Annotated in this window: 11 protein-coding genes; 10 read left to right on the top strand and 1 reads right to left on the bottom strand. The window is 60.2% G+C overall.

Annotated features, from left to right (window positions below; genetic code table 11):
• Positions 1–282 (top strand): toprim domain-containing protein (locus AGR13A_RS00155; RefSeq protein WP_080832962.1); only part of this gene is annotated, 282 nt, incomplete at its 5' end.
• 34 nt (positions 283–316) lie between these two features.
• Positions 317–1,582: a lytic murein transglycosylase gene (locus AGR13A_RS00150; RefSeq protein ID WP_080832959.1), complete on the top strand. Its 1,266-nt coding sequence runs from the start codon at positions 317–319 to the stop codon at positions 1,580–1,582.
• Positions 1,583–1,766: 184 nt separating this feature from the next.
• On the opposite strand, the gene AGR13A_RS00145 is transcribed toward AGR13A_RS00150, so the two are convergent.
• Entirely contained in the window at positions 1,767–3,395 is a 1,629-nt protein-coding gene (locus AGR13A_RS00145; protein WP_080832957.1) for an MFS transporter, read from the bottom strand.
• A gap of 288 nt (positions 3,396–3,683) precedes the next feature.
• Between AGR13A_RS00145 and rimP the strand changes: the two genes are divergently transcribed.
• The 8 genes from rimP (at position 3,684) to pnp (ending at position 14,055) form a co-directional block, all read left to right on the top strand.
• Positions 3,684–4,280, top strand: coding sequence for a ribosome maturation factor RimP (gene rimP, locus AGR13A_RS00140; RefSeq protein WP_035219705.1), 597 nt, complete (start codon positions 3,684–3,686; stop codon positions 4,278–4,280).
• Between the two features lie 63 nt (positions 4,281–4,343).
• Positions 4,344–5,960, top strand: a complete 1,617-nt coding sequence (nusA, locus tag AGR13A_RS00135; RefSeq protein ID WP_035219707.1) for a transcription termination factor NusA — start codon at positions 4,344–4,346, stop codon at positions 5,958–5,960.
• Positions 5,957–6,658 carry an RNA-binding protein gene (locus AGR13A_RS00130; RefSeq protein WP_080832955.1) on the top strand — a complete coding sequence of 234 codons (702 nt, stop codon included), beginning with the start codon at positions 5,957–5,959 and terminating at the stop codon, positions 6,656–6,658. Before nusA ends, AGR13A_RS00130 begins: the two co-directional genes overlap by 4 nt.
• Before the next feature lie 102 nt (positions 6,659–6,760).
• Positions 6,761–9,505, top strand: coding sequence for a translation initiation factor IF-2 (gene infB / locus AGR13A_RS00125; protein ID WP_080832953.1), 2,745 nt, complete (start codon positions 6,761–6,763; stop codon positions 9,503–9,505).
• Positions 9,506–9,779: 274 nt separating this feature from the next.
• Positions 9,780–10,196, top strand: a complete 417-nt coding sequence (gene rbfA / locus AGR13A_RS00120; protein ID WP_035219713.1) for a 30S ribosome-binding factor RbfA — start codon at positions 9,780–9,782, stop codon at positions 10,194–10,196.
• Positions 10,197–10,199: 3 nt separating this feature from the next.
• Positions 10,200–11,147, top strand: coding sequence for a tRNA pseudouridine(55) synthase TruB (gene truB / locus AGR13A_RS00115; protein ID WP_035219716.1), 948 nt, complete (start codon positions 10,200–10,202; stop codon positions 11,145–11,147).
• A 223-nt stretch (positions 11,148–11,370) separates the two neighbouring features.
• Complete coding sequence (gene rpsO, locus AGR13A_RS00110; protein WP_003492949.1) at positions 11,371–11,640, top strand: 30S ribosomal protein S15; 270 nt, start codon at positions 11,371–11,373, stop codon at positions 11,638–11,640.
• A gap of 267 nt (positions 11,641–11,907) precedes the next feature.
• The gene (gene pnp / locus AGR13A_RS00105) at positions 11,908–14,055 is read left to right on the top strand and encodes a polyribonucleotide nucleotidyltransferase (RefSeq protein WP_035219718.1); all 2,148 of its coding nucleotides are present in this window, start codon (positions 11,908–11,910) and stop codon (positions 14,053–14,055) included.
• Positions 14,056–14,155: the final 100 nt, after the last annotated feature.

The following is a 14,155-nucleotide window of genomic DNA, read 5'->3' as shown; positions in this document are numbered from 1 at the left end:
GTGCTGGGCGGCACGCTGTCGCCGCTCGACGGCGTCGGTCCGGAGGATTTGAACATCAAGGGCCTGATCGACCGCGTCAGCGTCGGCGGCATCCGCGAGCTCATCATCGCCGTCAATGCGACGGTGGAAGGACAGGCGACCGCCCATTACATTACCGACCGCCTCTCTGATCTCGGTATCAAGATCACCCGGCTTGCGCATGGCGTGCCGGTGGGCGGCGAGCTCGATTATCTCGACGAGGGCACCTTGACGGCGGCACTCAGGGCCCGCACGACGATCTGAAGCCTCCCTCCCCGTCATTCAAAGAGGAGACCGAATGCGAAACCATTTTGCCCCGAAGGCACTGGCTGCACTTCTTTCCGTTTTTTCAGCAACGACGGCTTTGGCGCAGTCGGCACCGACAGGTGCAGCAGCAGCCCGCTACGACGCCGAATTTAACGTCTGGCTGAAAAAGGAGATCTGGCCGGAAGCCCGCAAGGCCGGCATATCGCAGAAAACGCTTGAGGCCACGCTCAGCGGTCTTTCCATCAGCTGGAACCTGCCCGATCTCGTCATTCCCGGCCAGAAGCCCCCGAAGGAACAGAGCCAGAGTCAGGCGGAATTTTCCTCGCCGGGCGCCTATTTCTCCGAAAAACGGCTGCAGGGGCTGGCCGGCACCGGTCGTTCGCTAGCAGCCACCCATGCGGCGACGCTGCGCAGGATCGAGGCGAAATACGGCGTGCCCGGCGATATCATCGTTGCGATATGGGGCCGTGAATCCGGTTTTGGCCGGGCGAAACTGCCGCATTCCGTGGTCGATGTGCTGGCAACGAAAGCCTATATGTCCACCCGCAAGGAGATGTTCCGCACCGAGCTGATCGATGCGCTGAAGATCGTCGAAAGCGGCGATATCGCAGCCTCGCGCATGATGGGTTCCTGGGCCGGCGCGCTCGGCCAGCCGCAATTCATGCCGTCGAGCTATCTCAAATATGCCGTGGATTTCGATGGCGACGGCCATCGCGATATCTGGAATTCCGTGCCGGATGCGCTGGCATCCATAGCGAACTATCTTTCCCAGCGCGGCTGGCAGCGCAATCGCGACTGGGGTTTCGAAGTCTCGATCCCCGCCAATGTCTCCTGCGCGCAGGAAGGACCTGATCTTGCCCGGCCGGTGGCCGACTGGGCGAAGATGGGCATTACCCGCATTTCCGGAAAAGCCTTTCCGGCCAACGACCTATCCGCCGATGGCATGATGCTGGTTCCAGCCGGACGGCATGGGCCGGAATTCGTGGTGACGCCAAATTTCTACGTCATCAAGGAATATAATAATTCCGACCTCTATGCGCTGTTCATCGGCAATCTCGCCGACCGCATCACCCATGGGGCAGGCCCGTTCAAGGGTGAGTGGGGCAATGTCGGATCGATGCTGCGCTCCGATGTTCTCGCCATGCAGAAGGCGCTCGTGGCCAAGGGTTACGATGTCGGCAAGGCAGATGGGCTGGCCGGTTTCAAGACGCGCCGTTCACTCGGCGACTGGCAGGCCAAGAATGGGCTCTCACCGACGTGTTTTCCAGATGCAAGCCTGAAGGCTAAGCTGAAATAGCACGTTATGGGCGACGTCGGAAAACCTCTCCGTCGTCATGCTCGGGCTTGTCCCGCGCATCTGCAACCGATTGATTTAACGATACGTGGTTGGATCCTCGGGACAAGCCCGAGGATGACGTCGAGGGTTATGGCAAGGACCTAATAGCCTTTTTACCTGGCCCGTTTCTGCCTCTCCCAGCCTCTCAATGCTGGTCGGTATGGGGCTTGTGGAAGATATCATCGGTCGGCGGAATGGTCTGCCGCTCGATCATCCGGTGCACACGTGGCCGTGTCTTGCCGCGATGAAGCTCAAGCAGCCTGTCCCAGGCCTCCGCATCCGCCTGGGTGCGGCGGTGGTTATGGCGGACATATTCCACCCATGTCGGCACATGGTAACTTTCGGTCCAGATGTCGGGGTTTTCCAGATCGCGCATCAGGTTCCAGTTGCGGGCACCATCACGGATGCGGATACGGCGGCGCTCGGCCATCAGCGGCAGGAATTCGCCGAGATCCTCGTCGTGAATTTCATAGTCGATCAGAATGGCGATGGGTCCGCTGCGCGGCTTGATATCCAGCCTCAGCGGCGGCTCCACGAAGCGATTGAGCGGATCGAGATTGAGCGAGGCAAAGGCGGGCATGGCGAGCTTGAAGCCGACGACCACGCCAAGCAGCATCAGCACGCAGGAACAGAGAAGCGAGTAGGAAATGCCGTAATCTTCCGCGAGTTCACCCCACAGCCAGCTGCCCACCGCAATGCCGCCAAAGGTCAGCGTCTGGTAAAGCGAGAGCGCGCGCCCCACCACCCAGCGCGGGGTGGAGAGCTGGACGATGGTGTTGAACAGCGAAAGCGCCAGAACCCAGCAGGCGCCGGCAACCGTCAGGACAAGGGACGTGATGATGGCGCTCGTGCTGATTGCCGTCACGCCGGAGCTGAAGGCGAAGCCTAAAAAGGCGACGCGCACGATCCATTCGCTGGACATGACTTCCCTCAGCCGGGCGCTGATGAGCGCACCGCCAATGGCGCCGACACCAAATGCACCCAGCATGACGCCGTAGGTCAACGGGCCACCTTCCACCAGATCGCGGGCGACGATCGGCATCAAAGCGAGGATGGCGCTGGCGGAAAGACCGAAGAGAAAGCCGCGCACCAGCACCTTACCGATATTGGGCGACATGGCCACGTAACGCATGCCCGCAGAAATGGCGGCGAGAAGCTGTTCGCGCGGCAATGTGGAGGCATATTTTGGCGGTTGCCAGCGAAACAGCGCGTAGATCAGGGTGAAATAACTGAGCGCATTCACGAAAAATGCAGCGGCGGCGCCTGCGGCCGCAACGATGATACCGCCGATGGCCGGCCCGACGCTGCGGGTGATGTTAAAGCCGACGCTATTCAGCGTCACGGCGGCGGGTAAATCCTCTCGCGGCACCATTTCGCCGACGGAAGCCTGCCATGAAGGATTGTTGAGCGCGGTACCGCAGCCGATCATGAAGGTGAAGAAGAGCAGCAGCCAGGGCGTGAGCCAACCGGACCATGCAAAAACCGTAAGAAGGATCGAAGCCGTCAGCATGAGCAGCTGGGCGGAAATCATGATGCGGCGACGATCAAAACTATCGGCCAGTGCGCCTGAAATCAGTGAAAACATCATGATCGGCAGCGAGGTGGAGGCCTGCACCAGAGCGATCATGTTTTCGGAACTCGACAGCGACGTCATCATCCAAGCGGCGCCCACCGCTTGGATCAGTCCACCGAAATTCGAGGCAAGGCTGGCGATCCAGATTCGTCTGTAAGTCAAATGCCTTAAAGGCGCGAGTGGCGATTTACGGTCAGGCACGATCAGTCCACTTAATGCAACTGCGATTTATCAAACGGCAACTATAGACAGTGCCGACAATCATGCCAGCCTTTCCGACACGGTAAGGGTGAAAATATGGCCGCGGGCATTCCTGAGGCGGGGCTGCCTGCGAAAACCTTGCAATCCTGCCCCGATGGGTCTATATGACCACTGAAATTCTTGATCGCTTGATGAAGAGTGGGGCCGCAAGGCTCCGCTCTTTTTCGTTAGGCGAACCGGAAACCACGGGCTTCAGCGCCCGGTGAAAATCAAAGACCGGAAGGCCAGATGGCAGACACCGCATATGAACCGCGACTGATAACCGAAACGGGCATCGACCAGCGTATCGCCGAGATCATCGAGCCCGTTTTGACGGGCATGGGATATCTTCTGGTGCGCGTGCGGCTCTCAAACCAGAACGGCATGACGCTTCAGATCATGGCCGAGCGCGAAGACGGCACCATGACCGTTCAGGACTGCGAAGCCATTTCCATGGCGATTTCACCGGTTCTTGATGTGGAAGATCCCGTCGATAAAGCGTATCATCTCGAAGTTTCCTCGCCCGGCATCGACCGGCCGATGGTTCGCAAATCGGATTTCACCCGCTGGCAGGGTCATCTGGTGAAGGTCGAAACCTCCATTCTGGTCGAGAACCGCAAGCGGTTTCGCGGCAAGATCGTTGAGGTCAATGCGGACGGCTTCAAGCTGGAACGCGACCAGATCGCCTATGGCGAAGAACCGACAGTCATCATTCCGTTCAGCGCGCTTTCCGATGCGAAGCTCATTCTGACGGACGATCTTATTCGTGATGCGCTGCGGGCAGACAAGGCGGCCAAGGCCGCCGCCGCAAACCAGAACGACGAAAACGAAGCAGACGAAGACTAATTCCAACGCAAAGCCCGACAATAAGGGCCACCAACGCAACTTGCGACTTACGGAGACAGAAAAATGGCAGTGAGTGCTAACCGGCTTGAGCTTCTGCAGATTGCCGATGCTGTGGCGCGCGAAAAGGTCATCGACCGCGAAATCGTGCTTGCCGCAATGGCCGACGCTATCCAGAAAGCCGCCCGCTCGCGCTATGGTTCGGAAACCAACATCCGCGCCGACATCAACTCCAAGACCGGCGAAATCCGCCTGCAGCGTCTTCTGGAAGTTGTCGAAGCCGCTGAAGATTATTCGACCCAGATCCCGCTTGAGCTGGCCCGCGACCGCAACCCGGACGCCAAGCTCGGCGACTTCATCGCCGACCCGCTGCCGCCGATGGATTTCGGCCGCATTGCCGCCCAGTCCGCCAAGCAGGTGATCGTGCAGAAGGTGCGTGAAGCCGAGCGTGACCGCCAGTATGACGAGTTCAAGGATCGCATCGGCGAAATCGTCAACGGCACCGTCAAGCGCGTCGAATATGGCAATGTCATTGTCGATCTCGGCCGTGGCGAAGGCATCATCCGCCGTGACGAGATGATCCCGCGGGAAAACATGCGCTACGGCGACCGCGTTCGCGCTTACGTCTACGACGTTCGCCGCGAGCAGCGCGGCCCGCAGATTTTCCTGTCGCGTACCCACCCGCAGTTCATGGTGAAGCTCTTCACCATGGAAGTTCCTGAGATTTACGACGGCATTATCCAGATCAAGTCGGTTGCCCGTGACCCCGGTTCGCGCGCCAAGATCGCGGTTATCTCGAACGACTCGTCGATCGATCCGGTTGGCGCCTGCGTTGGTATGCGCGGCTCTCGCGTTCAGGCCGTTGTCGGCGAACTCCAGGGCGAAAAGATCGACATCATCCCGTGGAGCCAGGAGCCGGCCTCCTTCATCGTCAACGCCCTGCAGCCGGCAGAAGTCGCCAAGGTCGTTCTGGATGAAGAATCCGAGCGTATCGAAGTGGTGGTTCCGGACGAGCAGCTGTCGCTCGCCATCGGCCGCCGTGGCCAGAACGTTCGTCTGGCATCGCAGCTGACCGGCTGGGATATCGACATCATGACCGAGCAGGAAGAATCCGAGCGCCGCCAGAAGGAATTCAACGAGCGCACGGCCCTCTTCATGGACGCGCTCGACGTCGACGAGATGGTCGGCCAGGTTCTGGCCTCCGAAGGCTTCGCGCAGGTCGAAGAACTTGCTTATGTCGATCTCGACGAAATTTCCTCGATCGACGGCTTCGACGAAGACACCGCCGATGAAATCCAGACCCGCGCCCGCGAATATCTGGAACGGCTGGAAGCCGAAATGGATGCCAAGCGCAAGGAACTCGGCGTTACCGACGAGCTTCGCCAGATCGACGGCCTGACCTCGCAGATGATGGTTGCGCTGGGTGAAGACGGCATCAAGACCATCGAAGACTTTGCCGGCTGCGCCGCGGACGATCTGGTCGGCTGGAGCGAGCGCAAGGACGGCGAGACGAAGAAGTTCGAAGGTATCTTCTCCAAGCTCGACGTATCGCGCGTCGAAGCCGAGAACATGGTGGTGCAGGCCCGTCTTCTGGCAGGCTGGATCACAGCCGAGGAGCTCGCTTCCGAAGAGGAAGCCGATCTCGAAGCTGCCGAGGAGGCGGATACCGCCGAACAGGAATGATATCGCAGGCGCATGAGCCTGACGAGCTGCCCGAAACCGATGAGGACGGGCGGCTCAAGGGCGACGTCAATGGACGTATGTGCATTGCGACACGGCGAAGCGGATCGCCAGACGAGCTGATCCGCTTCGTCGCAGGGCCGGATGGCAACGTCGTTCCGGATCTGAAACGCCAATTGCCGGGGCGCGGCTGCTGGGTAACACCCGAGCGCGCCCTGATCGAGAAAGCCATTGCGAAGAAGCTCTTCGCACGGGCGCTCAAACGTGACGTCAAGGCCGGGCCGGAGCTTCTTGCTCTTCTTGACCGGCTGATGGCGCAGCAGCTTGCGGGAATGATGAACATGGCACGCAAGGCGGGCCAGTTCATCAGCGGCGCAACGAAGGTCGATGCCGCCGTGCGGTCCGGGAACGCGATTGCCGTGTTCCACGCCACCGATGCCGCGGCCGACGGCGTGAGAAAACTGGACCAGGCCCGCAAGGCCTGGGCGCTCGGCAGCGATGCCGGCAATGAAATTCCGTCCTTCCGGCTCTTCAGCGGAGCCGAAATGGACGAGTTGATGGGCCAGAATGCTTTTATCCATGCTTGCGCGCTTGCGGGGCAGGCGGGTGAGGGTGTAGTGAAGCGCGCAAAGATGCTTGAGCAGTACCGTCTTGGCGGTCGATCTCAGGCGGAACGCGACGCTGCCCGGACAGAACAATGACGCGGTTACCGAACATGAACGGTCGCCGCGTTCCGATGCAGCAATTGAACGACGAGGCCTGATGGACGTCATCCGGTTTTCGTCCGAAGGAACGGGAACGGAATGACCGACAACAACGACGACAAGACACTCAATGCGCCGGCCAAGAAGACTCTTACCCTGAAACCGGGCGGGATGAATCAGGGCACCGTGCGGCAGGACATGGGTCGAGGTCGCACAAACGCGGTTGTCGTGGAAACACGCAAGCGCCGCCCCTTACGTCCTGAAGACGAGAAGCCGGTTCAGCCTGTCGTGGCAGCACCGAAGCCGGTAGCAGCAGCTCCGGCGCCTTCGGCACCGCGTCCGCAGGCTCCCCAGCCGCGTATTCACCAGCCAGGCGGCCAGCAGCAGCGTCCGGGTTCGTCTCAGTCGCAGCAGCGTCCCGGCTCGTCCGCACCTCAGCAGCGTCAGCCTGACCGCCCGCGCGGCAACGTTCTGCACGACCTGTCCGCAGGCGAGATGGAAGCCCGTCGCCGCGCGCTTATGGAAGCGCAGGCCCGCGATGTCGTGGAAGCCAAGCAGCGCGCTGAAGATGAAGCACGCCGCAAGGTCGAGGAAGAACAGCGCATCGCCGCCGAAAAGGAAGAGGCAGCACGCCGCGCCATTGAGGAAGCTGCAGCCGCAAAGGTGGCGGCAAGCCAGCCGGCCGCTGAAGCAAAATCCGAACCGGCCGATGAAAAGCCGGCACAGGCCGCAGCACCGGCGCCACGCGCCGATGCCCGTCCTCAGCCTGCCGCCGCTCCCCGTTCGGCTCCCGCCACGCCTGACGCTGTCGCTCCGCGCGGACGGCGTGCCGGTGGTGACGACGAGGACGATCGTGGTGCGCGTCGCGGCAGCAGCCTTCCGGCCCGCGGCAAGGTCGCGGCTCCGGTTCCGGCCAAGCCCGCTGCCCGCCTGAAGACGGAAGAAGAACGCCGTCGTGGCAAACTCACCGTCACCTCCTCCAATCTGGATGAAGACGGCACGCCGCGTGGCCGCTCCATGGCATCCATGCGCCGCCGTCAGGAGAAATTCCGCCGCAGCCAGATGCAGGAAACCCGCGAAAAGGTCATGCGTGAAGTGATCCTGCCGGAAACCATCACCATTCAGGAACTGTCGCAGCGCATGTCCGAGCGCGCCGTCGACGTCATCAAGTTCCTGATGAAGGAAGGCCAGATGATGAAGCCGGGCGACGTGATCGACGCCGATCTGGCGGAACTGATCGCCGTCGAGTTCGGCCACACCGTCAAGCGCGTGTCCGAATCCGACGTTGAAGAAGGCATCTTCAACCAGGCTGACGACGCAGGTGAGATGGTTTCCCGTCCGCCGGTGGTCACCATCATGGGTCACGTCGACCACGGCAAGACCTCGCTGCTCGACGCTATCCGTCAGGCAAATGTGGTTGCTGGCGAAGCCGGTGGCATCACCCAGCATATCGGTGCCTATCAGGTCGAAAAGAACGGCCAGAAGATCACCTTCATCGACACCCCCGGCCACGCCGCCTTTACGGCAATGCGTGCCCGTGGCGCGCAGGCGACGGATATTGCCATTCTGGTGGTTGCCGCTGACGACAGCGTGATGCCGCAGACGATTGAATCGATCAATCACGCCAAGGCAGCCAACGTGCCGATCATCGTGGCGATCAACAAGATCGACAAGCACGAAGCAAACCCTGAAAAGGTTCGCCAGCAGCTTCTGCAGCACGAAGTGTTCGTGGAATCCATGGGCGGTGAAGTGCTTGACGTGGAAGTTTCCGCCAAGAAACAGCTCGGTCTCGACAAACTGCTTGAAGCGATCCTGCTGCAGGCTGAAATTCTCGACCTCAAGGCGGATCCGAACCGTACCGCAGAAGGTACCGTCATCGAAGCGGAACTCGACCGCGGCCGTGGTGCCGTTGCCACCGTTCTCGTGCAGAAGGGTACGCTGAAGCCTGGCCAGATCATCGTGGCTGGCGACCAGTGGGGCCGCGTTCGCGCCCTCGTCAACGACAAGGGTGAACACGTCAAGGAAGCCGGTCCGGCCATGCCTGTCGAGGTTCTCGGTCTTTCCGGTACGCCGTCTGCCGGTGACCGTTTCGCGGTTGTCGAAAACGAAAGCCGTGCTCGCGAGATTTCCGAGTACCGCCAGCGTCTGGCACGCGACAAGGCTGTCGCACGTCAGACGGGCCAGCGCGGTTCGCTGGAACAGATGATGAGCCAGCTGCAGACTTCGGGAATGAAGGAATTCCCGCTGGTCATCAAGGCAGACGTGCAGGGTTCGGTCGAAGCCATTATCGCTTCGCTCGACAAGCTCGGCACCGACGAAGTCCGCGCTCGTATCGTTCACTCGGGCGCTGGCGCCATCACGGAATCGGATATCTCGCTTGCCGAGGCATCCAACGCCGCCATCATCGGCTTCAACGTTCGCGCCAACGCACAGGCACGTACGGCTTCCGAACGCGCCGGCATCGAGATCCGCTACTACAACATCATCTACGATCTGGTGGATGACGTGAAAGCAGCGATGTCGGGCCTGCTGTCGCCGGAGCGTCGCGAGACCTTCCTCGGCAACGCGGAAATCCTCGAAGTGTTCAACATCACCAAGGTCGGCAAGGTCGCGGGTTGCCGCGTCACCGAAGGCAAGGTGGAACGTGGTGCAGGCGTCCGTCTCATTCGCGACAACGTCGTCATTCACGAAGGCAAGCTCAAGACGCTCAAGCGCTTCAAGGACGAAGTGGCAGAAGTGCCGGTCGGTCAGGAATGCGGTATGGCGTTCGAGAACTACGAAGATATCCGCGCAGGCGATATCATAGAGTGCTTCCGCGTCGAGCACATCACCAGAACGCTCTAAGCGTCCGGTTGAAACATACATAAAAATCGCAATTGGGCGCCGGCAAGCCGGCGCTCGATTGTTTATAGCGCCCTCAATCACTCGAAGCGTGCAAGGTCGCCGTAACACCAGAGCGCCGCTGGTCGTCTCAGACGCAGTCAGGACGCTCTAACACTTTGAAACTGCGCATCGTTCGCATCGGAAATCGATTTCGATTTTCGGACCTATGCGCTAGATTTGCACACACCCTCCTCGACTGAAAAAGATTGGGGGGAGATGTGCAGGGGCAAAAGAAATGGCAAAAGCAACATCATCGGCTCCCTCGCAGCGTATGCTGCGCGTCGGCGAACAGGTTCGCGCGGCCGTGACGCAAATCCTGCAACGCGGCGAAGTTCGCGACGATCTTATTGAAAAGACCGTCATTTCGATCTCGGAAGTGCGTATGTCGCCCGATTTGAAGATCGCGACGGCCTACGTAACGCCGCTTGGCGTTGCCGATCACACCGGCATCATCGATGCACTTAATCGTCATGCCAAGTTCATGCGCGGCCGCCTTGGCCCGCAGCTTCGGCAGATGAAATACATGCCGGAACTGCGTTTCCGCGACGATACGAGTTTCGACAATTATCAGAAGATCGACGCACTCCTGCGGTCACCGGAGGTGCAGCGCGATCTTGGACCTTCAAACGAAAAAGACGACGAACAGAACTGAAGCATGTCCAAACCACGCAAACAGCAGAACCGCAAACCCAAGGGCCGCCCGATTTCCGGCTGGCTCATTCTCGACAAGCCGCTGGATTTCGGCTCCACCGAGGCCGTTTCCAAGATCAAATGGCTGTTCAACGCCCAGAAGGCGGGCCATGCCGGCACGCTCGATCCGCTGGCATCCGGCATGCTGCCGATCGCGCTTGGCGATGCGACCAAGACCGTACCTTACGTGATGGACGGCCGGAAAATCTACGAATTTACCGTCACCTGGGGCGAGCAGCGCTCGACCGACGATCTCGAAGGCGAGGTGGTCAACTCTTCCGATCAACGCCCGGATGAACAGGCGATCCGCGATCTTCTGCCCAATTATACCGGCGTGATCCAGCAGACACCGCCGCAATTCTCCGCCATCAAGATCGCCGGCGAGCGCGCCTATGATCTGGCGCGCGACGGCGAGACGGTCGAAATTCCGGCACGCGAGGTGGAAATCCACCGTCTGACGCTGCTTGCCTGCCCGGACGCCAATACCGCGCATTTCGAGGTGGAATGCGGTAAGGGCACCTATGTGCGGGCGCTGGCGCGCGACATGGGCCATGATCTCGGTTGCTACGGCCATATTTCGCAATTGCGCCGCACCATGGTCGCCCCCTTCGGCGAAGACATGATGGTGCCGCTCGAAACCCTGAAGGCGCTGGAAGCCGTGGAGGATCGCGACGAGCGACTGGAAGCGCTGGATGCCTATCTGATCGACACGGCCGAGGCGCTTTCCGCCCTTCCCCGCCTCATCATCAATGACGATCAGGCCCACCGGCTGAAGATGGGCAACCCCATCCTGCTGCGCGGGCGTGATGCGCCGGCCAATCATCCGGAAGCCTATGCGACCGCACATGGCAAGCTGGTCGCCATCGGCGAGATCGGTGAAGGCGAGTTCCGGCCGAAGCGGGTTTTCGGCTGAAACGGGCTCCAACTATTTGTTTTACGCGTTTCCGGACGGAAAACCGCTTCACACTTTTGCGGGAAACGCTCAAGGAGGCGCAGTCAATCGCCTCTTTCAATTGTACCCGGAATAGTTTATAGGCAGCGCCAGCTTGGGCTTTGCCTTTGCTGCCGAATGGCCTGAGCTGGACGACATCCCGGCTCCAGGCGTCCCATTTCCTTAAAATAGAAAGGATCGTCCGATGTCGATTACTGCAGAGCGCAAAGCCGCCCTCATCAAGGAATATGCAACGAAGGAAGGCGACACCGGTTCTCCGGAAGTTCAGGTCGCTATCCTGACCGAGCGGATCAACAACCTCACCGGTCACTTCAAGGACCACAAGAAGGACAACCACTCCCGTCGTGGCCTTCTGACGCTGGTTTCGAGCCGTCGTTCGCTTCTCGACTATCTGAAGAAGAAGGACGAAGCCCGTTACAGCAAGCTGATCGGTGCTCTCGGCATTCGCCGCTAAAACCTTATCCGGCGGGTTTCGCAAAGATACCCGCCGGTTTTTATATCTGACCTTTTCAAGGTCATCGTAATTTCCGGGCGTTTGCCACAGCTATGGCCCCCGGACGATAAGGCAGCCCCGGATGGGCCGGAGCGACCTTTTCAACCGCAGACCTGTCATGGGGCAGGATTGCCGGATGCTTGCACGTTGAAAGCCTCCGGCTGTCTTGCCCGTGATTGCGTCGTTCTTTGCCCCCACAAGGCGGGCAAGTACAAACAAGGACAAGATATGTTCAATCAACACTCCGTGGAAATCGAATGGGCAGGCCGCCCGCTGAAGCTCGAGACCGGCAAGGTTGCCCGTCAGGCTGACGGCGCCGTCATCGCAACCTACGGCGAGACGATGGTTCTCGCGACCGTGGTTTCCGCAAAGTCTCCGAAGCCCGGCCAGGACTTCTTCCCGCTGACCGTCAACTATCAGGAAAAGACCTACGCAGCCGGCAAGATCCCCGGTGGTTACTTCAAGCGTGAAGGCCGTCCGAGCGAAAACGAAACCCTCGTTTCGCGCCTGATCGACCGCCCGATCCGCCCGCTTTTCCCTGAGGGCTACAAGAACGACACGCAGGTTGTCGTCACCGTTATCCAGCACGATCTGGAAAACAACCCGGACATTCTGTCGATGGTCGCCACTTCGGCTGCGCTGACCCTTTCCGGTATCCCGTTCATGGGTCCGATCGGCGGCGCGCGCGTTGGCTACATCAACGGCGAATATGTTCTGAACCCGCATCTCGACGAGATGGAAGAATCCACGCTCGATCTGGTTGTCGCCGGCACCTCCGACGCTGTTCTGATGGTTGAATCGGAAGCCAAGGAACTCAACGAAGACATCATGCTCGGCGCCGTCATGTTCGGCCACAAGGGCTTCCAGCCGGTCATCGACGCGATCATCAAGCTCGCCGAAGTTGCCGCCAAGGAACCCCGCGAATTCGAACCGGAAGACTTCTCCGCGCTCGAAAACGAAATGCTGGCGCTCGCCGAAGCCGAACTGCGCGATGCCTACAAGATCACCGAGAAGGCTGCCCGCTACGCCGCCGTCGACGCGGTCAAGGCAAAGGTAAAGGCGCACTTCCTGCCGGAAGAAGGCGAAGCAAAGTACAGCCCGGAAGAAATCGGCGCCGTCTTCAAGCACCTTCAGGCCAAGATCGTTCGCTGGAACGTTCTCGACACCAAGAGCCGCATCGACGGTCGCGACCTGTCGACCGTTCGTCCGATCATCTCGGAAGTCGGCCTTCTGCCGCGCACCCACGGTTCGGCACTGTTTACCCGCGGCGAAACCCAGGCGATCGTTGTTGCGACCCTCGGCACCGGCGAAGACGAGCAGTATGTCGACAGCCTCACCGGCATGTACAAGGAACGCTTCCTGCTGCATTACAACTTCCCGCCCTACTCGGTCGGTGAAACAGGCCGCATGGGCTCCCCGGGTCGTCGCGAAATCGGTCACGGCAAGCTCGCATGGCGCGCTATCCGCCCGATGCTGCCGACTGCGGAACAGTTCCCCTATACGCTGCGCGTCGTTTCCGAAATCACCGAGTCCAACGGCTCCTCGTCGATGGCAACGGTTTGCGGCACCTCGCTTGCACTGATGGACGCCGGCGTTCCGCTGGCAAAGCCGGTTGCCGGTATCGCCATGGGCCTTATCCTTGAAGGCGAGCGCTTTGCGGTTCTCTCCGACATCCTTGGTGACGAAGATCACCTCGGCGACATGGACTTCAAGGTCGCCGGTACTGCCGACGGCATCACCTCGCTGCAGATGGACATCAAGATCGCCGGTATCACCGAAGAGATCATGAAGATCGCTCTGGAGCAGGCACAGGGTGGCCGCAAGCACATCCTCGGCGAAATGGCCAACGCCATCACCGAGAGCCGTGGCCAGCTCGGCGAATTCGCACCGCGCATCGAAGTGATGAACATTCCGGTCGACAAGATTCGTGAAGTCATCGGTTCCGGCGGCAAGGTCATTCGCGAAATCGTAGAAAAGACCGGCGCGAAGATCAACATCGAGGATGACGGCACCGTCAAGATCGCTTCCTCTTCCGGCAAGGAAATCGAAGCGGCCCGCAAGTGGATCCACTCGATCGTTGCAGAACCGGAAGTCGGCCAGATCTACGAAGGCACGGTCGTCAAGACCGCTGACTTCGGCGCTTTCGTCAACTTCTTCGGCGCCCGCGACGGCCTCGTTCATATCTCGCAGCTCGCTTCCGAGCGTGTCGCCAAGACCTCTGACGTCGTCAAGGAAGGCGACAAGGTCTGGGTGAAGCTGATGGGCTTCGACGAGCGTGGCAAGGTTCGCCTGTCCATGAAGGTTGTCGACCAGGCAACCGGCCAGGAAATCGCCGCCGACAAGAAGAAGGAAGACGGCGAAGCCGCTGCCGAATAAGGCCGCGCCGCCAGATTCTCTCGAGGCGCGGGTTTTGCCCGCGCCTTTTTTCTATTAGAGCGTTTCCGCCTTTCTCCGAAACGCGAAAGCGCTCTACTTA

It is taken from the genome of Agrobacterium genomosp. 13 str. CFBP 6927 (genome assembly GCA_900012615.1).
Taxonomy (GTDB): Bacteria; Pseudomonadota; Alphaproteobacteria; order Rhizobiales; family Rhizobiaceae; genus Agrobacterium.
This window is presented reverse-complemented; position numbering and strand designations above follow the sequence as displayed.